Source organism: Azoarcus sp. CIB, assembly GCF_001190925.1.
In the GTDB taxonomy this organism is placed as follows: Bacteria; Pseudomonadota; Gammaproteobacteria; order Burkholderiales; family Rhodocyclaceae; genus Aromatoleum.
Window position 1 is genome coordinate 1,712,262 of sequence record NZ_CP011072.1, and the last position, 20,905, is coordinate 1,733,166.

General features: G+C 67.1%; 18 protein-coding genes. 15 read left to right on the top strand and 3 right to left on the bottom strand.

Annotated elements, in window-relative coordinates; all coding sequences use genetic code 11:
- Positions 1-16: 16 nt before the first annotated feature.
- The 15 genes from AzCIB_RS07485 (at position 17) to AzCIB_RS07555 (ending at position 16,233) form a co-directional block, all read left to right on the top strand.
- Positions 17-808 (top strand): fumarylacetoacetate hydrolase family protein, encoded by a 792-nt coding sequence (locus AzCIB_RS07485; protein ID WP_050415315.1) that lies wholly within the window; start codon positions 17-19, stop codon positions 806-808.
- Between the two features lie 96 nt (positions 809-904).
- Positions 905-1,834: an acetaldehyde dehydrogenase (acetylating) gene (locus AzCIB_RS07490; RefSeq protein WP_286130938.1), complete on the top strand. Its 930-nt coding sequence runs from the start codon at positions 905-907 to the stop codon at positions 1,832-1,834.
- A gap of 10 nt (positions 1,835-1,844) precedes the next feature.
- Positions 1,845-2,873 carry a 4-hydroxy-2-oxovalerate aldolase gene (gene dmpG, locus AzCIB_RS07495; protein ID WP_050415317.1) on the top strand — a complete coding sequence of 343 codons (1,029 nt, stop codon included), beginning with the start codon at positions 1,845-1,847 and terminating at the stop codon, positions 2,871-2,873.
- Between the two features lie 164 nt (positions 2,874-3,037).
- Positions 3,038-4,366: a spinster family MFS transporter gene (locus AzCIB_RS07500; RefSeq protein WP_050415318.1), complete on the top strand. Its 1,329-nt coding sequence runs from the start codon at positions 3,038-3,040 to the stop codon at positions 4,364-4,366.
- 232 nt (positions 4,367-4,598) lie between these two features.
- Entirely contained in the window at positions 4,599-5,780 is a 1,182-nt protein-coding gene (locus tag AzCIB_RS07505) for a CaiB/BaiF CoA transferase family protein (protein WP_050415319.1), read from the top strand.
- Between the two features lie 29 nt (positions 5,781-5,809).
- Positions 5,810-7,018, top strand: coding sequence for a CaiB/BaiF CoA transferase family protein (locus AzCIB_RS07510; protein ID WP_050415320.1), 1,209 nt, complete (start codon positions 5,810-5,812; stop codon positions 7,016-7,018).
- Positions 7,019-7,045: 27 nt separating this feature from the next.
- Positions 7,046-7,963, top strand: a complete 918-nt coding sequence (locus AzCIB_RS07515; protein ID WP_050415321.1) for an enoyl-CoA hydratase-related protein — start codon at positions 7,046-7,048, stop codon at positions 7,961-7,963.
- Between the two features lie 12 nt (positions 7,964-7,975).
- Complete coding sequence (locus AzCIB_RS07520; protein WP_050415322.1) at positions 7,976-9,139, top strand: thiolase C-terminal domain-containing protein; 1,164 nt, start codon at positions 7,976-7,978, stop codon at positions 9,137-9,139.
- Positions 9,140-9,159: 20 nt separating this feature from the next.
- Positions 9,160-9,585, top strand: a complete 426-nt coding sequence (locus AzCIB_RS07525) for a Zn-ribbon domain-containing OB-fold protein (protein WP_050415323.1) — start codon at positions 9,160-9,162, stop codon at positions 9,583-9,585.
- 129 nt (positions 9,586-9,714) lie between these two features.
- Entirely contained in the window at positions 9,715-10,494 is a 780-nt protein-coding gene (locus AzCIB_RS07530; RefSeq protein ID WP_050415324.1) for an enoyl-CoA hydratase-related protein, read from the top strand.
- A gap of 431 nt (positions 10,495-10,925) precedes the next feature.
- Entirely contained in the window at positions 10,926-11,510 is a 585-nt protein-coding gene (locus tag AzCIB_RS25070) for an amidohydrolase family protein (protein WP_502685653.1), read from the top strand.
- Positions 11,511-11,517: 7 nt separating this feature from the next.
- Complete coding sequence (locus tag AzCIB_RS07540) at positions 11,518-12,240, top strand: EthD domain-containing protein (RefSeq protein ID WP_050415326.1); 723 nt, start codon at positions 11,518-11,520, stop codon at positions 12,238-12,240.
- A 12-nt stretch (positions 12,241-12,252) separates the two neighbouring features.
- On the top strand, positions 12,253-13,452 hold the full coding sequence (locus tag AzCIB_RS07545; RefSeq protein ID WP_050415327.1) for an MFS transporter: 1,200 nt from the start codon (positions 12,253-12,255) through the stop codon (positions 13,450-13,452).
- Between the two features lie 202 nt (positions 13,453-13,654).
- Positions 13,655-14,173 (top strand): nitroreductase/quinone reductase family protein, encoded by a 519-nt coding sequence (locus AzCIB_RS07550; protein ID WP_050415328.1) that lies wholly within the window; start codon positions 13,655-13,657, stop codon positions 14,171-14,173.
- A 62-nt stretch (positions 14,174-14,235) separates the two neighbouring features.
- Positions 14,236-16,233 (top strand): oxidoreductase, encoded by a 1,998-nt coding sequence (locus tag AzCIB_RS07555; RefSeq protein WP_050415329.1) that lies wholly within the window; start codon positions 14,236-14,238, stop codon positions 16,231-16,233.
- 239 nt (positions 16,234-16,472) lie between these two features.
- Here the strand turns inward: AzCIB_RS07555 and AzCIB_RS07560 are convergent, their stop codons facing one another.
- The 3 genes from AzCIB_RS07560 to AzCIB_RS07570 form a co-directional block, all read right to left on the bottom strand.
- On the bottom strand, positions 16,473-17,729 hold the full coding sequence (locus AzCIB_RS07560; RefSeq protein ID WP_050415330.1) for a CaiB/BaiF CoA transferase family protein: 1,257 nt from the start codon (positions 17,727-17,729) through the stop codon (positions 16,473-16,475).
- 225 nt (positions 17,730-17,954) lie between these two features.
- Positions 17,955-20,378, bottom strand: coding sequence for a xanthine dehydrogenase family protein molybdopterin-binding subunit (locus AzCIB_RS07565; protein ID WP_050415331.1), 2,424 nt, complete (start codon positions 20,376-20,378; stop codon positions 17,955-17,957).
- 22 nt (positions 20,379-20,400) lie between these two features.
- A complete protein-coding gene (locus AzCIB_RS07570) occupies positions 20,401-20,895 on the bottom strand; it encodes a (2Fe-2S)-binding protein (protein WP_050415332.1) in 495 nt (164 codons plus the stop codon).
- Between the last annotated feature and the right edge of the window lie 10 nt (positions 20,896-20,905).

The following is a 20,905-nucleotide window of genomic DNA, read 5'->3' on the forward strand; positions in this document are numbered from 1 at the left end:
AGAAAGAACGACAAGCATGGACGCAACCCTGATCGAAACCCTGGGCGACGAGCTGCACGCCGCCCTGCGTAGCCGGCGCACGGTGACGCCGCTCACCGCGCGACACGCGGGCATGTCGGTTGCCGACGCGTACCGCATCTCTCTGCGCCTGTTGCAGCAGCGCGAGGCCGAAGGCGAACGCGTGATCGGCAAGAAGATCGGCGTCACGAGCGAGGCGGTGCAGGACATGCTGGACGTGCATCAGCCGGATTTCGGTTTCCTGACCGACGCGATGCAGCTCGACGACGGGGCGACGGTGAGCCTCGCGCAGGCGGGGCTGATCCAGCCGCGCGCCGAAGGCGAGATCGCTTTCATGCTGAAGGCCGACCTGTGCGGGCCGGGCGTGACGCGCGACGACGTGCTGGCGGCGACCGAGTGGGTCGCGCCGTGCTTCGAGATCGTCGATTCGCGCATCGACGCGTGGAAGATCCACATCCAGGACACGGTCGCCGACAACGCCTCTTGCGGCGTGTTCGTGGTCGGACGTGAGCACGTCGACCCGCGCGGGCTGGACCTCGCGGCGCTGCACATGGAGATGTTCCGCAACGGCGAGCCGGCAGGCAGCGGCTTCGGCTCTGCGGTGCAGGGCCATCCGGCAGAGGCCGTCGCGTGGCTCGCGAACACGCTGGGCGAATTCGGCATCCCCTTCCGCAAGGGCGAGTTGATCCTGTCGGGTTCGCTCGCCCCGCTGGTGCCGGTTGTCGCGGGCGACCGCTTCACGATGCGAATCGAAGGTCTGGGCGGCTGCTCGATCGGCTTCGCGCCGTAGTTTTCCGGTTGCAGGCACGCGGCGCGAAACCCATCGCTCTCCTCCTCCGCGTCGCGTTGCCTGCTCCACCCCAACAGAGAACCCTGCAAGGACAACATAATGAAAAAGATCCGCTGCGCACTGATCGGGCCGGGGAACATCGGCACCGACCTGCTGTACAAGCTGCAACGCAGCCCGGTGCTGGAGCCGGTGTGGATGGTCGGCATCGACCCCGATTCCGACGGCCTGGTGCGAGCGCGCGAAATGGGCCTGAAGACGACCGCGGACGGTGTGGATGGCCTGCTGCCGCACGTCGAGGCGGACAACATCCAGATCGCTTTCGATGCGACCAGCGCCTATGTGCACGCCGAGAACAGTCGCAAGCTCAACGAGCTGGGCGTGCTGATGATCGACCTGACGCCCGCAGCGATCGGCCCCTACTGCGTGCCGCCGGTGAACCTGGTCGAGCATGTCGGCAAGCGTGAAATGAACGTGAACATGGTGACCTGCGGCGGGCAGGCGACGATCCCGATGGTCGCGGCGATCTCGCGCGTGCAGCCGGTCGCGTATGGCGAAATCATCGCGACGGTGTCCTCGCGTTCGATCGGCCCCGGCACGCGCAAGAACATAGACGAGTTCACGCGCACCACGGCGGGTGCGGTCGAACGGGTCGGCGGAGCGAAGAAGGGCAAGGCCATCGTCGTCATCAATCCGGCCGAGCCGCCGCTGATGATGCGTGACACCGTGCATTGCCTGACCGAGTCCGAACCCGACCAGGCGGCGATCACCGCATCCATCCACGGAATGATCGCGGAGGTGCAGAAGTACGTGCCGGGCTACCGCCTCGTAAACGGGCCGGTTTTCGACGGCAATCGCGTGTCGGTCTTCCTCGAGGTCGAAGGGCTCGGCGACTACCTGCCGAAGTACGCGGGCAATCTCGACATCATGACCGCCGCCGCGGCGCGCACCGCCGAGATGTTTGCCGAGGAAATCCTCAAGGGCGAGCTCGTGCTGGCGCCCGTCGCCCCCCAACCCGTCGCAGCATAAGGAGCCGGCCATGGATCTGCACGGCAAGAAAATCACCGTTCATGACATGACCCTGCGGGACGGCATGCATCCGAAGCGTCACCTGATGACGCTCGAACAGATGAAGACCATCGCCTGCGGGCTGGACAAGGCCGGCGTGCCGTTGATCGAGGTCACGCACGGCGACGGCCTGGGCGGCTCGTCCGTGAACTACGGCTTCCCGGCGCACACGGACGAGGAGTATCTCGGCGCGGTCGTGCCGCTGATGAAGCGCGCCCGCGTGTCGGCGCTGCTGCTGCCGGGGATCGGCACCGTTGATCACCTGAAGATGGCGCACGGGCTGGGCGTGTCGACGATCCGCGTCGCGACCCACTGCACCGAGGCGGATGTCTCCGAACAGCACATCGGCATGGCCCGAAAGCTCGGCATGGACACCGTCGGCTTCCTGATGATGGCGCACATGAGCAGCCCTGAAGGGCTCGTCGCGCAGGCGAAGCTGATGGAGAGTTACGGCGCGAACTGCATCTACATCACCGACTCGGCCGGCTACCTGCTGCCCGACGACGTGCGCGAGCGCATCGGCGCGGTGCGCGCGGCGCTCGCGCCCGACACCGAGCTGGGCTTCCACGGCCACCACAATCTGGCAATGGGCGTCGCGAACTCCATCGCGGCGATCGAGGCGGGGGCGAGCCGCATCGATGCGGCGGCAGCGGGCCTCGGGGCCGGCGCGGGCAACACGCCGATGGAGGTCTTCGTTGCGGTGTGTGCGCGCATGGGGATCGACACCGGCGTCGACGTGTTCCGCATCCAGGACGTCGCCGAAGACCTCGTTGTGCCCATCATGGACTTCCCGATCCGCATCGACCGCGATGCGCTCACGCTGGGCTATGCGGGCGTGTACGGCTCCTTCCTGCTGTTCGCCAAGCGCGCGGAGAAGAAGTACGGCGTGCCGGCGCGCGAGATCCTCGTCGAGATGGGTCGCCGCGGCATGGTTGGTGGGCAGGAGGACATGATCGAGGACACGGCGATGACACTGGCGAAGGCGCGGGCCGCGGCATGACGAGTTGGGAGCCGGGGACGTGGTGATCTTGGTTCCTCCCCCTTCAAGGGGGAGGTCAGGAGGGGGATGGGTTTCTGCGGCGTCCGCTAGACCCATCCCCACCCCAGCCCTCCCCTTGAAGGGGAGGGAGTGACCGTGCAGCACTCAAACCGATAGGAGCCCCGATGTCTGCACCGCCCCCCACGACCTCCGCCAGGCGCAGCCACGGGCTGCTCATGCTGTTGTCGCTGATGTATGCGGACAACTTCGTCGGGCGGCAGATCATGGCGGTGATGATCGAGCCGATCAAGCGCGAGTTCGGCGCGAGCGACACGGCGATGGGCCTCATCTCGGGCCTCGCGTTCGCGGGCGTGTATGCCTTGCTGGGGCTGCCCGCGGGACGCATCGCGGATCGCGTCTCGCGCGTGCGCCTGCTCGCGGTGTCCGGACTGATGTGGTGCGTGGCGACCGTGCTGTGCGGTCTGGCGAGCGGCTTCGGACTGCTGGTGCTGGCGCGCATGGCGGTGGCGGTGGCAGAGGCACCGGCGACGCCGGCCTCGCTGTCCATCATCGCCGATCTCTATCCGCCGCAACGCCGCTCGTTCGCCATCAGCTGCTTCACCGCAGCGCCGACCTTCGCCGCGATCGTCGCACTGAGTGTGGGCGCATGGATGGTGGGGGCGTGGGGCTGGCGCAACGCTTTCATGGTGCTCGCGCTGCCGGTCCTGCCGGTGGCGGCGCTGCTTGCGTTTGCGGTGCGCGAGCCGCGACGGGGCGTATGGGATGGCGGCCATACGGGCGCCGCGATTCCGCTGGGAATGTGGAGCACCCTGCGCGAGCTCTGGGCCTGCCGTCCCTACCGTTACCTGGTGCTCGCCAGCGCGGTGACGACGCTCGGCGCGAACGCCTACGGCATGTGGAATCCGACCTTCCTCGTGCGTTCGCACGACCTGACGCTGCAGAACGCCGGGCTCCTCGCGGGCCTCGTCGGCGGCACCTCGGCCGGCGTGGGCATGCTCTTCAGCGGCTGGCTGACGGACCGCCTGACGCATCGCGGGCAGCGCTGGCACCTCAGGATTCCGTTGATCGGCCATAGCATCGCCGTCGTTTCGCTGGCCGCCTATCTGCTGTGGCCGCACGCGACCTTGCTGCAGGCCGGGTCGGTTGCCGTGCCCACTGCCATGCTGTGGTGCGGACTGAACGGATTCTTTTCCGTGTGGTGGGTGGCGCCCTCGTACAGCTTCATCACCCACCTGGTCGCGCCCGGCCAGCGCGCGGTGGCGCTCGCCGCCCTGACGATCCTCACCACCTTGCTCGGCGTCGGAGTGGGGCCACTGCTGATCGGTGCGTTCAGCGACGCGCTGCAGCCGCGGTTCGGCGGGGAATCCCTGCGCTATGCGCTGCTGTTCGTGTGCCTGACAACGGTTGTCGCGATGTTCGCGATCAGGCGTGTGGGTGGCCTGATCGGGGGGCAGCCGCAGGCCGGTCTCGCGGTGTCAGGTTCCACGCCATGAGCGGCGTGGTGCAAGTCACGCCGCGGACGTCGTTCGAAGGGGGCCTGCGGGCCCTCTTTGCATTGCTGAGAACCCCGCGCTGCGCGCCGTTTCCGGCGTCGTCCGCATTTGATCCGCCATCGGCCGTAAATGACTTCCTGCCGTCCCTGACGGGAAAAGCCGGACCGATAGACTGGAATTGGCATGGGGTGAAGTTCGCCCCGCACCTCCGAACTCGTCACAAGGACTCCCGATGAGCCGCGCCCTCGACGATGTCGTCGTTCTCGATCTGACCCGGCAGTTCTGCGCCTCGCTGTCTGCCGCCTTCCTCGCCGACTTCGGGGCGCGTGTGATCCGCCTCGATCTGCCGCCCCAGCGCGCGCCCACCGACGGGCGCTGGAATCACGAGGCGGACCTGATCCACCGCAACAAGGAGAGCGTCGCGCTCGATCCCGCCACCAAGCGGGGGGCGGCGCTCCTGCACCAGCTCGTGGCCAAGGCCGACGTCATCGTCACGGACTGGCAGCGCGACGAACTGGCGGCGCTGGGGATCGACTACGCAGGCGGGTCTGCGCTGCGCCCCGACATCGTCTTCGGGCGCATCTCCGGTTTCGGCCCGCAGGGGCCGGATGCCGACCTGCCGCCGATCGACGAGCTCGCCGCGGCGCGCACCGGGATGATGCCGATCCTGCCGCAGCCCGGCCAGCCGCCGATCCACACCGGGGCCGGCGCGATGCACGCGACCGTGATGCTGGCCTTCGGCGTCGTCACCGCGCTGATACACCGGCAGGCTTCCGGGGAGGGGCAGGAGGTCGACGTGTCGCTCTTCGGCGCCAACATGTACGGCGGAGCGCTCGACATCCAGGCCTTCCTCGCGATCGGCGAAGGGGAACGCTTCCTCAATCCGATCTCCCGCATGGACGTCTCCAACCCGATGTCTGGCTCGCTCTATCCGGGCGCCGACGGGCGCTGGGTGACGCTCACGATGCCTGATACCGACCGATGGTGGCCGGTGTTTTCGGCGGCGGTCGGGATCGCGGCCGACGATCCGCGTTTCGACACGCACGACAAGCGCACCGAGACGAACCGCCTCGAATTGATCCGCGAACTCGAAGCCGCCTTCGGGAAGCAGCCCGGCAGCCACTGGCGCCAGGTGTTCCACGAGAAGCAGATGTCGGCGGACGTCATCGAACGCTTCGACTACCCGGCGAACGACCCGCAGGTGCTCGCCAATCGCTACATCCTCGAACTCGACCACCCGAGCTTCGGGCCGGTGAAGAGCCTCGGCTTCCCGATCTTCATGAGCGACAGCCCGGCGCGCCTCGACCGCCTTGCGCCCTGCGTCGGCCAGCACGGCACCCAGGTGCTGGGCGAGCTGCTCGGCTACCCGGAAGAGGCCATCCAACAACTGCGCGCGGACCGCGTGCTCGTCTGACGTACAGCAAACGGGAACGGAGAACGCTCGTGGCGAAAGCATTGGAAGGAATCCGGGTCATCGACCTCACCGTGTGGTTCCAAGGCCCCGTGTCGGCCCAGTATCTGGCCGACTTCGGCGCCGAGGTCATCAAGGTCGAACGGCCGCAGGGCGGCGACCAGGGCCGCGGTGTGCGCTCGATCAAGTCGCTGCCCGTGGGCGACTGGAACCAGTATTTCCTGGTCATCAACCGCAACAAGAAGAGCATGGCGATCGACCTCAAGACCGAGGGTGGGCGCCAGATCCTCTATAGGCTCGTCGAAAAGTCGGACGTGTTCCTGTCCAATCTCGCGCCGGAAATGCTGGAGAGCTGGGGGCTGTCGTACGAGAAGCTCTCCGCGCTCAACCCGGCGCTGGTCTATGCGACCAATACCGGTTACGGCCGCTTCGGCGGCGTGTCGAAGCCGTCCTTCGACATGACGGTGCAGGCGCTCACCGGCGCGATGGCGCGTCTGGGCGAGCCGGGCGAGCCACCGGTGTACCTCGGCATGGGCTCGGGCGACGCCTACGGCGGGATCATGTCCGCGCTGGGCATCGCGCTCGCGCTCTACCAGCGCCGCCGCACCGGGCGCGGCCAGTACCTGGACGCGTCGCTTTACGGCGCGCAGCTCTTCCTCGCGGCGCCGTACCTGCAGTCCTTCCTCGCCGGCAATCAGGACGCGGCCCTGCAGCACTCCCGCAAAGCGGTCGAGAACCCGCTGTGGAACCTGTATCCGACCACCGGGAAATGGGTCTTCCTGTGCGAACCGAACGATGACGCGCGTTTCGCCGCGCTGTGCCGCGCACTGGATGCGCCTTCCCTGCACGCCGATCCGCGCTTCGCGACCTGCGCATTGCGGGCCGAGCACAACGAGGCCCTGATCGCGGCCATCGAGGCGCTGACGCTGCGACACGACCATCAGGCGCTGATGCGGGCCTTCGTTTCCGAGGCGGTCGTCGCGAGCCCGGTCAGCAACCTTGCCGACGTCGTGCGCGACGAGCAGGCCTGGCGCAACAACTACTTCATGAAGGCGTACTGCGAGGAAGTGCAGCGCGAGGTCGACGTGCGCGGCCTGCCGGTGACGCTGTCGAAGACGCCCGGCGAGATCCACTGCCTCGGCCCGCAACTCGGGCAGGACACCGAGCTGCTGCTCATGGACCTGCTCGGCTACGAGTGGGACGAGATCGAAACCCTGAAAGCGCAGCGCGCGATTCCCTGAACACCCAGCGCATCCGGAGACGAATCGATGAAGAACGAAAACGTGCCGACCGTGTGGAGCGCGTGGCAGGTCGTGGAGGGCGAGGGGCTCGACGACTTCGCCGAGATCCTCTACGAGAAGAAGATGCATGGCGAGCTCGGCGGCGGCATTGCGCGCATCACGCTGAACAAGCCCGACAAGATGAACACGCTGACGCTCGCGACCGTCGACGAGATGTTCCGCGCCTTCTACGACGCGAACCACGACTCCGCGATCGGCGTGATCGTGATCGCGGGCAAGGGCAAGCATTTCGGCGCCGGCGGGGATGTCGAGTGGGAGCGCTGGGGGCTGCGCGAAGCCTTCTACAACCGCTATCCGCACAACCGGCTGATGCGCCTGTCGCGCAAGCCGATCATCGCGCAGGTGCAGGGCTACTGCATCGCCGGCCACAACCACATGGCCTACTGCTGCGATTTCACGATTGCCGCGGACAACGCCATCTTCGGCCAAGCCGGTCCGCGCGTCTCGTCCCCGGCGGACGGCTTCTTCGTGCCCTATCTGACCAAGGTCGTCGGCGCCAAGAAGGCGCGCGAGATGTGGATGCTGTGCCGCAAGTACAAGGCGCCCGAGGCCCTGCAGATGGGGCTGATCAATACGGTCGTGCCGCTTGACGAGCTGGAGACAGAGGTCGATCGCTGGTGCGAGGAAATGCTGGCCGTGAGCCCGGGCTGCCTCGAAGTGCTCAAGGCCTCATTCGACCAGGAAATGGACGGCTACAAGGAATCCTGCGTGACCTCCGCGGCAATGTATCCGGACTGGTTCGACATGCCCGAAGGCAAGGAGGGCGGGGCGGCCTTCCTCGCCAAGCGCAAGGCGCGCTTCTGGGACATCCGGCAGCGCGAGGCGGAAGCCCGGCAGGCGCTGCTCGCAGACTACGAGGCGCAGCCCGCGCCTGTGGCCAAGTAGGAGCGCCGGCGAATGTTCAAGGACAAGGCCTGTATCGTCGGCATCGGCGAAACGCCCTTCTGCCGCAAGCCCGGCTCGGGACTCAGCGAGATGGGCATCCAGCTCAAGGCGGCGGTGGCCGCGCTGGAAGACGCCGGGCTCAAGGCAGCGCAGATCGACGGCATCCTGCCCTTCCCGAACGTCGGCAAGGCGGAGGCCTTCGCCGCGAGCCTGGGCTGCGAGAACCTGCGTTTCGCGGCGACGCTGCACATGGGCGGCGCGGCCCCCGTCGGCTCGCTGCGCATGGCCGCGATGGCGGTCACGAGCGGCGCAGCCGACTACGTCATGGTGCCGGGCGGCTGGAACGGCTACTCCGGCGCGCGGGTGCGCGAGACGGCGGCCAACGACGTCGATTCCATTCCGGGCGGCGAGATCGCGCGCGACTTCTACATGCCCTTCGGGCTTACCGCACCGCCGCAGTGGTACGCGCTGATGGCGCGCCGGCACATGCACGAATACGGAACGACCGCCGAGCAGTTCGGCGCTGTGGCGCTGGCGATGCGCAAGCATGCCCAGTTGAACCCCGCCGCGCTGATGCACGGCAAGCCGCTGACGATGGCCGACTACCTCGCGTCGCCGTACATCGCTTCGCCCTACCGGCTGCTCGACTGCTGCGTCGAAACCGACGGCGCGGCCGCCTTCATCGTCACCACCGTCGAGCGCGCGCGCGACCTGCGGCAGAAACCCGTCTACATCATGGGTGCAGCCGCCGGCCAACCGTACCCCGCGGACGAGATCACCAACCGTGCCGACTTCCATCGCACCGGGCTCACCAATGCCGCGCCGGAAGCCTTCCGCATGGCCGGCGTAAGCCCCGCGGACGCGGATTTCGCGCAGATCTACGACTGCTTCACCTTCGAAGTGATCCAGCAGCTCGAGGAAGCCGGCTTCTGCAGGCGCGGCGAAGGCGGCGCCTTCGTCGAGAACGGCGGCATCGAGCTGGGCGGCCGCCTGCCGGTGAATACGCACGGCGGGCTGCTCTCGCAGGCCCATGTACTGGGCATCTCGCATGTCGTCGAGGCGGTGCGCCAGCTGCGTGGCGAGGCCGGTGCGCGGCAGGTGGCGGATGCCGAGATCGGCGTCGTGACCGGCTGGGGCGATTTCGGCGACGGCAGCATCGCCGTCCTGCGCCGCTGAAGAATCCCTGGAGAAGCGACATGAGCCAAAACGCGATTTCCTACGACAAGCCGCAGCCCAGCCTCACGGGGTTGCACGGCGAGTTCTACGCCTGGTGCCGCGACCGCGAGCTGCGCTTCCAGCGCTGCAAAGGCTGCGGGCGCCATCGGCACGTGCCGCGCGACATCTGCGCGCATTGCAGCTCGATGGAATGGGAATGGGCCCGTTCCAGCGGGCGCGGCACGGTGTTTACCTGGACCGAGGTGGTGCGCGCACTGCATCCGGCCTTCGCCGCCGTGACCCCGTACGCGCCGGTCGTTGTCGAGATGGAGGAGGGCGTGCGCCTGCTGTCGCGCGTCGTCGATTGCACGCCCGACGAATTGCAGATCGGCATGCCTGTCGAGGTCGATTTCGAGAAGGTTAGCGATGCAATTACGTTGCCCGTATTTCGCCGTGCAGCCCGGTAGGGCGGAAAAGCCGAAGGCGCCTTCCGCCGCATGTACCGATCCCAGTCACATTCGGCGGAAGGCGCTGCGCTTTTCCGCCCTACGCAAGACGTTTTCATTGGATAACGCAGTCAACGTGAGGACAAATTCATGGGCCTGAACCTGCCCGCGAGCCTGAGCTACGAGAAACGCGGCCGCATCGCGATCATCACAATGAACCGCCCGGAGGCGATGAATTCGCTGACGAAGGAGATGCTGATCGGTCTTGAGGCGGCCTTCGAGGATTACAACAACGATCCCGAATTGCGCTGCGCGATCTTCACCGCCTCCGGCGACCGCGCCTTCTGCACCGGGCTCGACCTGAAGGTGGCGCTTCCGGCGCTCAATGAGGGCGACGCACTGGGTTATGAGGATCCGGCGAAGCGCCCGTTCCAGAACGTCTACAAACCGATCATCACCGCGGTGAACGGCGTGTGTGTGGCGGGCGGGCTGGAATTCCTGCTCGGCACCGACATTCGCATTGCCGCCGAGCACGCCAAGTTCGGCCTCGCCGAAGTGCGCTGGGCGGTCGTGCCGGCGGGCGGCTCGCACGTGCGCCTGCCGCAGCAGATCCCGTGGGCGATCGCGATGGAGATGCTGCTCACCGGCAACACCATCGACGCGCAGCGGGCCTACGACATCGGCCTGATCAACAAGGTCGTGCCGGCCGACAAGCTCCTCGACGAGGCCCTGGCCTACGCCGAACGCATCTGCGAGAACGGGCCGCTGGCGGTGCGCACCGCGAAGGAGATCGCGATGCGCGCGCTCAACAACGAACCGGCCTTCGTGCTCGAAAAGACCATGTCCGCGCGCGTCTTTGCGTCGGAGGACGCGCGCGAAGGGCCGCGTGCCTTCGCTGCCAAGACCAAACCCGAATACGTCGGCCGCTGATCCGCCGAAACCCCACGAACCCAAGGGAAGGAGACCGCAGCATGAGCAAAGACTACTTCGTCGCAATGACCGAATTCCACTTCATGAACCTGCAGACCATGAGTGAGATCGGTTACTACCCGGGCATGCAGCAGTTCCACGACAGCGTGAACGGCGTGTTGCGCGCGTGGGCCGGCCGCGACCTCGACAGCGAGTGGCCGAAGCCGATCGCGAGCGAGCTGATCAACTACATGGACCAGACCAGCGTCGACGTTGCGTTCTGCCTGCGCGAGCCGATGATGGACATCACCGGCGGCACCGTGTCGATGTCGACCAACGGCTTCATGCTGCAGCAGATCGAGCCCTATCCGGAGCGCATGTATCTGGAGGCCAACGTCGGTCCGGTCATCAAGCGCGGCATCAAACATGCGAACTGGGAACTCGAATACCTCGTGAAGGAGCGGGGCGCCAAGCTGTGCAAGCTCTACACGCCCGAGGACGACGGCCCGCTCAACGACAAGCGCCTGTGGCCGTTCTACGAGAAGGCGGTCGAGCTGGGCGTCCCGCTCACCATTCATACCGGCATGAGCTACGTGTGCCCGCAGCCGAGCAACCACTGCCATCCGTCGCAGCTCGATGACGTGATGCTCGACTTCCCCGATCTGAAGATCATCGCCTACCACGCGGGCTGGCCGCATTCGGAGGAACTGATCGGCCTGTGCGGCAAGCACAAGAACCTCTACCTGAGCCTGTCGGGCATCATCGGCTGGTTCCAGCGCGCACCGTACCGCGGCTATCACACCATCGGCACCGCGCTGCAGTGGATGACGTCCGAGAAGATCGTGCTGGGCTTCGACCTGCCGTTCGACGACCTCGGTCGCGTCACCGACTACATCAAGAACCTCGACATGCCCGAGGAATTGCAGGAGAAGTGGGGCTACGCGCAGGTCACCGAGCAGGACAAGGCCAACATCCTGGGCCTCAACCTTGCGCGCCTGACCGGTATCGAGCCGACCAAACGCGCGCCGCTGCGCTGATCGGTTCATGGAAAAGGTCATCTATGCCCTGTGGCGCTGCGAAGGCACGGACAAGGCCGCCTTCGCCGCGCGCTTGCACGGCGAACTCGTGCCGCGCCTCGTTGCGCTGGGCGTACTCGGCGCCCAGCTGAACGTGGCCGACGCAGACGCTGCGGATGCCGCACCGACGATGCAGGCGCTGCCGATGCCGATGGACGCCTTCGTTTCGGTGTGGGTGGATTCGGCCAACGCCTCGCTGCGCAAGCCGGTCGACGACGCCGTCGCGGCCGTGTGCGAGCGCTACGCCGCCTGGCTCGTGACCGAGTCGCGGCCGATGCGCAACACGCGCTTCCTGCCCGCGCTCGGCGAGCGCACGGCCGGCTTCGCGCAAGTGGCCCTGTTCCGCCGCCCGCCACGCATCGAGCGCGAAGCCTGGCTCGACGTGTGGCTCGGTTCGCACACACAGGTCGCCATCGATACGCAGGACACCTTCCTCTACGTGCAGAACGTCGTCACGCGCGCGCTCACGCCCGACGCGCCGCAGTACGACGCGATCGTCGAGGAGGGCTTCCCGCCGGAGGCGATCGGCAACATCCAGGCCTTCTACGACGCTGTCGGCGACGAGGAAAAATTCCGCCGCAACGTCGTGGCGATGCGCGAAAGCTGCGCACGCTTCATCGACATGGACAAGATCGACGTCGTGCAGACCAGCCAGTACGTGCTGATTCCCCCGCGCGGCGGCGTCGGCTAGCAGGGGCATGGATTGACCGGGGACCGACTCGTCGCGGTCCTGCGCGCCGCGCATATGACCCATCTGATCGATTTCATGGTCATGATGCCGCTGGGCGCGCACTTCATCGGTGCCTTCGGCGCGACGCCGGCCGATCTGGGCCGGCTCGTGCTGGCCTACACGGCGAGCGCGGCGGTCGCGGGCGTACTGGTGAGCACGGTGATCGACCGCTTCGACCGCGGTCGGGTGCTGTGCGCCGTATATGCGGCCTTCGTGCTGTCGCTGCTCGTGACGGCGACCGCCGGCAGCCTCGACGAATTGGTCCGCGCACGGGTCTTTGCCGGCATGAGCGGCGGCGTGCTCTCGGCGCTGATCCAGTCCCTCGTCGCCGAGGTAGCCCCACCCGGTCAGCGTGCCGGGGCCATCGGACGCGTCATGAGCGGGCACGCGCTGTCAGCTGTGATCGGGCTGCCCGCCGGGTTGTGGGTTGCTGCCGCGCTGGGCTGGCAGGGACCTTTCGTCGCGGTCGCGCTGATCTCGGTGGGCGTGTTCGTGGGTCTCGTACGCCACCTGCCACCCGTGCCGTCACGGCGGCTCCAACCTGCGTCGGATACCCCGGCCCGGACCTCGTTCCGGGAGCTTCTGGTCGGCCGTGCGCTGGGCGGCTTTCTCCTGACCTTCCTCGTGACCTCGTCCTGCTACGCGGTGATCGCCTACATCGCGCCCTACTGGGTCAAGAACGTCGGGATCGCCGAGACGCAGCTGCCGTGGATCTATCTGCTGGCCGGCGCGATCAGTTTCTTCACGACGCCCTTCGCGGGACGGCTCGCCGACCGCCACGGACGCTTTCCTGTATTCGCAGCGACCAGCGTGCTGTCCGCGATCGGGATCGTGCTCGCCACGCACGCCCCGGTGCTGCCGATCGCTGGCGCGCTCGTGGTGAGCAGCCTCTTCTTCGTCTCCGTGTATGCGCGCTGGACGCCGACGGTGGCGATCCTCGCCGACCTTCCGCCCCCCCGGGTGCGGGGCGCGTTCATGATGCTCAACGGCGTCATGACCCAGTTCGGCATGGGGGTGGGCGCGATGTTCAGCGGCGTCGTGATCAGCATCGGGCCGGACGGGCAGCTTGCCGGATTCGGGACCGTCGGCATCGTCGCGACGCTCCTCTCGCTCATCGCCCTTGCGCTTGCCCACGTCATTACCGGCTCCAGTGCCAAAGGCAGTTCTGGCTGAGCTTGTCGAAGCCCTGCGCGTGCCCTTCGACAAGCTCAGGGCGAACGGAGTATTTGGCACTGTGAGCAGCGTCGGAATCGCGAGCGGGCGCGCTGTCCGCAATTGAGACGCGATCGGCCGGATTCGAAGCCGTGCCGCCACGAGCGTCGCGCGACGCCTCTCTACACTGGACTGCGGATCGTCTACTCAAGGAATTCCAGCAATGTCGACGCAGAATCGCGAAACCATGGTGAAGCCGGACTACATGTCCGATGAAGAATGGCAGGCCATCAAGGACGCCACCGCGTCACTCGAGCGCATCCGGGGCGACGCGAAGGCGGATGTCGCACGCTATCTCGCGAACCCCGACGGCTGGGCTTCCGGCAAGGGCTCGCCGTCGGGCTTCCCGACCCTGCTGCTGACGGCCGTTGGCCGCAAGTCTGGCGAGCCGCGCACGACGCCGCTGGTGTTCCTGCAGAACGGCAAGGATGTCGTCGTCGTTGCGTCGCTCGCCGGCTATGACGAGCCGCCCGCCTGGTACCTCAACGTCACCGCCAACCCCAACTGCTGGGTGCAACTCGACCGGAACAAGTCCACCGCGGTCGCGCGCGACGCCACCGATGAGGAACGCAAGACGCTGTGGCCGCACCTGACCGCGCTGTTCCCGCCCTGGGGCTTCTTCCAGCAGCAGACCGACCGCCCCTTCGGGATCGTGATCATCTCGCCGACCCGCGCTGTCTGAGGCGCCTCGCCGGTTCCATTCCCCGGCTTCGTGTCCTGTCGCTTTCCTGTGGAGACGCTCGCATGAGCACCGTGAACTTCGAACACCTCTTCTCGCCGCTGCAGGTCGGCCCCATGCGCGTGTCCAACCGCATTTGCGAGACGACCAACACGATCAATTCCTCGCGCGCGCCAGGACTCATCGACGAGCACTTCATCGCCCACCACGGCGCCAAGGCGAAAGGGGGCACGGGGTGGATCGGTAGCGAGACCTGGCTGCTCAATGTGCCGCTGCCGCCCGGAGCGCCCGACGAGATCTCGCTGAAGGGCGGGTTCGGCTGCCGCTTCGCTGCGCACCAGAATCCGGCCTTTCTGGAAGGCTGGAAGAAGTTTGTCGATGAAGTGCATGGGCATGGTGCGGTCGTGGTGGTCCAGCTCACACACCTCAACGCGCTCTGGTCGCCGTCGCCGGTGCCGGTCGTCGGCGCGCAGGACTACACGCCTCACGTGCTCGGCGAAGCCGAGATCGAGTTTCTGCTCGACGGGTATGCCGATGCCGCCACGGCGGCAAAGGCGAGCGGGGCCGATGCGGTCGAGATCCACTGCGCGCACGAGACGGTGGGCTACAGCTTCCTGTCCCCGGTCACCAACCGTCGCACTGACAAATGGGGCGGCGGACCGGCCGAGCGCATCCGCTTCGTCGTCGAGGCCCTCAAGCGGGTACGCGAGCGCGTCGGTTCCACGATGGCGGTCGGCATCCGCGTCAACGGGCAGGAATCCCGCGAAGGCGGCTACGACAACATGCAGCTGCGGGAGATGCTGTACCACATCGGCGAGACCGGCCTGATGGACTTCGTCGACCTCGACGTTGGCCACTGCTGGGGCGCTCCGTCCTACGTGCCCTCGTCCTACCATCCGCATGCGGAGTATCGCGAGTTCGGCAAGGCGGCGCGCGCTGACCTCGCCGACCTGGATCCGAAGATCTCCGTGCTTTTCACGGGCCGCATCAACGACCCCGTGCTCGCCGAAGAGCTCATCAAGGGCGGCTTCTGCGACCTCGTCGGCATGGTGCGCGCAGGCATCGCCGATCCCGATTTCGCCCTCAAGGCGAAGGAGGGCCGGCTCGGCGAGATCCGCCGCTGCATCGGCTGCACGCGCTGCATCGACGAAGCCTCCGAGCCTGCGTACATTCCCTACACGCCCACCTGTTCGATCAATCCGATGATCGGCAACGAGTTGCAGTGGGAAGCCGACTTCCGACCCACCGACAAGCCTGGCCATGTCGTCGTCGTGGGGGGCGGTGCCGCAGGCTGCGAGGCGGCGCGTATGGCCGCGCTGCGCGGGCATAAGGTCACGGTGCTGGAGCAGGGCAAGCGCCTCGGTGGCCAGCTCCTTCTCGCCGCGAAGGCGCCGGGGCGGGACTCGTTCGAGGATCAGGTCTATTTCGAGGAAAACGCACTCGCGCGCTTGGGCGTCGACGTGCGCGTCGAGACCGCCGCGGATCTTGCCGCGATCCAGGCACTCCAGCCGGATTCCGTCGTGATCGCCACCGGCTCGCTGCCGCGCATGCCGACCGAGGTGCCGGGAATCGACCTGCCCCACGTCGTGCAGGGCTGGGACGTGCTGCGCGGGCGCGCGAAGACGGGGCAGCGCGTCGCGATCGTCTCCCAGGAAGACTACTACCAGACCCCCTGCGTCGCGGAATACCTCGCCGAGCAGGGCAAGTCGGTCGAGATCTTCCACAAGTCCGTGCACCTCGCCACCGAAGTCGCACGCTACTCGATCGGGATGGTGCTGAAACGCATGGAGCGCTGCGGCGTGAAGGTGCACCCGAACCTGATCCTGCGTAGCATCGACTCGGACGTGTTGGAATTTGTCTCCAGTTGGGGCGACCAGACCTACCGGGTCGAAGGCTTCGATTCCGTCGTGCTGATGTACGGCTCCGTGCAGCAAGCGGCGCTCTACGACGCCCTCAAGGCCGATGGCAGCATCGCGCAGGTATTCATCGCCGGCGGCGCATGGGTGCCGCGGCGGCTCGCCGAGGCCACGCGACATGGGGCGGCGGTGGGGATGATGGTCTAGTTCCTCCTCCCCGCGAGCATGAATGTGCCGATCCGCGCCCCGTCGGGGCAAGGATCGGCGCACAATCACTTCGCCACGGGCGCCCGCGCGGTCAGCGCTTTGGTGCGCCGCGGGTGTGAAGGTCCGCCTCACTCGCCAGCGTACGGTCGGAACATATCGCCCGACACAGTGGGGCGCACATAGCAGCCGGTGTAACGTCCGGCCGCCCGTGGCCCTTTCGTTGGGTCGCTCGAATCCGTTCAGGTCGGCTTTCTGACCTTCCGTTCCTCGCGGCGGCGGGTCATGTCCGCGACGTCTGCGACCAGACCCTCGCCGATCAGCGCATCGACATCCCCCTTCGCGTAACCCAGTTCACCGAGGATCTCTCGCGTGTGTTCGCCCTGCATCGGCGGGTGCCGCGTGACTCCGCAGGGGGTGCCGTAGAAGCGGATGGGGATGCCCGTGACGTCGAGGCGGCCGAGGACGGGGTGCTCGACCGGGACGATCATGCGGTTGTGCAGGATCTGGGGATCCTTGACGACATCCTCGACCTCGTTGATCGGCGCGGTGAGGACGTCGGCAGCAATCAGCTTCTCGACGAGTTCCGTGCGGTCGAACTGGCGGGTGCGTTCGGCCATGACGCGATCGAGCTCGTCCTCGTTGGCGAGACGCGCGTGGATGTCGTGGAAGCGCGGGTCGGTGTCCCAGTCGGTGTCAAGGGCACGACAGACTTTGGCGAAGAACTTCTCGCCCGGCGTGGTGATGACGACGTGTTTGCCATCCCTCGTGGGATACACGCCTGAGGGCGCGAAGTAGAGGCTGCGGTTGCCGGTGCGCTTGGGCCGGTCGCCGGTGGTGAGCCAGGTGCCGATGGAACTCGCCTGCGCGTGCATCAGGGCGTCGAGCAGCGAGACCTCGATGCGCTGGCCTTCGCCGGTGAGTTTGCGCGCGCGCAGCGCGGCCAGCGCGGCGTTGCTGACGAGGAGCGAAGTCATGACGTCGACGGCCGGGAACCCCGTGCGCACCGGTGCACCATCGGGTTCGCCGTTGAGGGTGAGCACGCCTGTGTAGCCCTGCGCGAGGAAATCGATGCCGGGGCGGCCGGCGTAGGGGCCGTCGGCGCCGAAGGCGGTGACACGGATCCAGATGATGTCCGGCCGGTGCTTCTTCACCTGCTCGTAGTCGAGGCCGAGCTTCGACAGGGCCGGCTCGCGGATATTGGTGACGAGGATGTCGGCAGTGGCGGCCAGCCGGGCGAAAATAACCTGCGCCTCTTCGCGCTGCAGGTCGAGCACGAGGTCACGCTTGCTGCGGTTGAGGCTCAGATATGGGCCGCGCTCGTCGCCGCGCTTGGGGCCGAGGTGGCGGCTCTCATCGCCGTAATGGGACTCGATCTTGATCACGTCGGCGCCCAGGTCCCCGAGCAGCGTCGCGCCGTAGGGGCCGGCGAGCATGGTCGAGAGGTCGAGGACGCGCAGGCCGGCGAGGGGGCCTTTGCTGAGGTCAGGGATGGTCATTGGAGAGTTCCGGTTCGGGCGGCGTTCACCGAGGGTGTGCCGACGGGATTGCGTTGATAGCAGCATGCTCACTCCCTCCCCTTCAAGGGGGAGGGTTGGGGTGGGGGATGGGTTAAGCAGCGTCCGCCGGAACCCATCCCCCTCCTAACCTCCCCCTTGAAGGGGGAGGGACTAGGTGCCTGGGAATCCATTCGACTGCTCGGGTAATCGCTGACATCCCCTAACTTAATTGCCGTGCTGGCCGCGCTGGTCGTGCAGCAGTTGCCACAGCCGGCGCGGCGACGCGGGGGTTTCCCGGCACTCGAGGCCCAGCGGGGCCAGGGCGTCGTTGATCGCGCACAGCAGCGCCGCGGGCGTCGTATGGATCGCGCCTTCGCCGCAGCCCTTGGCCCCGAGCGGCGCGATCGGCGAGGGCGTGACGATGTGATCCTTCACGGTCATCGGCACCTCGTGGATGGTCGGCATGAGGTAGTCGACGAAGGTGCTGACCAGCGGCTGGCATTGCGCGTCGTAGACGTATTCCTCGTAGAGCGCCGCGCCAACGCCCTGCGCGACGCCCCCCTGCAACTGGCCTTCGACGTTCGCAGGGTTCAGGCGCGTGCCGCAGTCGTCGACGATGTAGTAGCCGAGGATCTCGACCTGCCCCGTATCGCGGTCGATTTCGACCTGGACGACGTGGGTGGCCGCGGCCGCGGTGAGATAGCTGCGGCAGCGCCCCTGGTCGTCGGGCAGATTGCGGTTTGGCGAGACCCAGACGAAGGTGGCTTCCGGGCAGGGCTCGACGCCGGGAGGCAGCAGGTCGCTGCGCGACAGCATGAGGCCCGCGACTTCCGCGATGGTCATGCCGTGTTCCGGCGCGGCCTTGATCTGCAGGCGGCCGTTCATCAGTTCGATCTGCTCGGGCTCGGTCTGCATCACGTGGGCGACCACCCTGCAGAAAACTTGCCGCAGCTTTTCGCAGGCGCCCAGGATCGCGCCGGTCACGGCGACGCCCAGCCGGCTGCCGCCCTGACCGAAGTGGGGCAGGGCGACATCGGTGGAGGCGGTGGTGACTTTGACCGCATTCATGTCGACGCCGAGGTAATCCGCGACGACCTGCGCGGCGACCGTGAACTGGCCCTGGCCCTGCAGATTGAAGCCGACCGCGACGGTGACGGTGCCGAAGACATCGACGGCGACCTTGACGCCTTCGGGTACGCCGACGCCGGGTACGCCTACCGTGGCATAAGCGTTCCAGTCGAAAACGCCCGGTTCGACGGTGCTCACTACGCCGATGCCGACCAGCCGGCCCTCGGCGCGAGCCTTCGCCTGCGATTCGCGCAGCGACTCGTAGTCCGCGAGTTCGAGGACCCGGTCAAGCACCGCGGCGTAGTTGCCGCTGTCGTATTCGTTGCCGCTCGGCACCGTGTAGGGAAACTGCTCGGGCCGGATGTAGTTGCGGCGGCGCAGCTCGGCCGGGTCGAGCGTGAGTTCGCGCGCGGCGACGTCCATCAGCGATTCGAGGACCAGGTTGTGGGGCGGGGGGCCGTAACCGCGATACGGGTAGGTGGGCGCCCGGTTGGTGGCGACTAGCGTGAGGTCGTAGAGGGCCGCCTCGATGCGATAGTTGCCGGTGAAGGCGGCGAGCGGCTTGGCAGCCGAGATGGTGCCATAGCCTTCGGCGCCTGCGCCCTGGTCGTCGACGAGGCGCACCTTGAAGCCGGTCACGGTGCCGTCGGCCTTGAGCGCGAGAGACGCGTCGTAGTAGCGGTCCCAGGACTGTCCGCCGCCGGCGAGCAGGTATTCCATGCGGTCTTCGATGTACTTGACGGGGCGTCCGTCGCTCTTGCGCGACAGCAGCGCCGCGATGTCGGTGCCGCGCGGCCCGCCCTTGCCGCCGAAGCCGCCACCCTGGGCGTGGCTGATGATCTTGACCTTATTGGCCGGCAGGCGCAGCGAGGCGGCGCGGCCGATCGCCATGAAGCGCGGCGTCTGGTAGGCGCCCCGGCAGGTGAGGCTGTTGTCCGCGAGGTCCCACTGGCAGATGCAGCCGAAGGTCTCGGTGGGGTTCGCGCCGACGCGATTCCAGCGGAATTGGCGGCTGACGATGCGGTCAGCTTCGGCGAACACGCGATCGACCTCGCCCCAGGTGTAGGTGCGGCTCTGGATGACGTTGGTGCCGCGGTTCTCGAACACGAGGGGCGCACCGGGGGCCATCGCCTCGTCTGGATTCGCGACGGGGGCCAGCAGTTCATACTCGACCTGGATCAGTTCCAGCGCATCCTCGGCGATGTAGCGATTGCTCGCAGCGACGGCAACGACCGGTTCGCCGACGAAACGCACCTTGCCGACCGCGAGACAGTAGTTGCCCCATCCTTCCGGTGCCGTGAAGCAGGGGTCGCACCAGCGCTCGACGTCCTCGCCGGTCAGCACCGCCTCGACGCCGGGCAGCTCCAGCGCCGCGCTGACGTCGATGCCGGTGATGCGCGCGTGCGGATGCGGGCTGCGCAGGATCGCGCAGTGGAGCATGCCGGGCAGCGACAGGTTGTCGATGAACTCGACGGTGCCGGAGACGAGCGCGGGGTCTTCGATGCGCTTGACGGCCTTGCCGATGAAACGCGTGGCGCTGGTCGGCAGCTGATCGGTACGGGTGGGAATGTCGATCGCCATGAGAGGAAGTCCGTGAGCCGCGTCAGGCGGCGGAGGCGGTGTTGATCCGGCTGGCGGCAAGACGCACCGAATCGAGAATGCTCTGGTAGCCGGTGCAGCGGCACAGGTTGCCGCCGAGGGCTTCCTTGATCTCGTCGTCCGTCGGGTTGGGGTTCTCGCCGAGCAGTTCGAGGGTGGTCATGATGAAACCGGGAGTGCAGAAGCCGCACTGCAGGCCGTGGGCATCGACGAAGGCCTGCTGGATCGGATGCAGTTGCCCGGTCTCGCGGTTGCGCAGCCCCTCGACGGTGGTGATGCTGGCGCCGTCGGCCTGTACGGCAAGGGTCAGGCATGCGCGCGCCGAACTGCCGTCGATGAGGATCGTGCAGGCACCGCAGATGCCATGTTCACAGCCGACGTGGGTGCCCCCGAGATGCAGTTCATGACGAATGAAGTCGGCCAGCGTGAGGCGGGCTTCGACCTCGCGTTCGTAGGGCTTGCCGTTGACGGTGAGGCGGATGGTTTTCCGGGTGCTCATGGTGAACCTC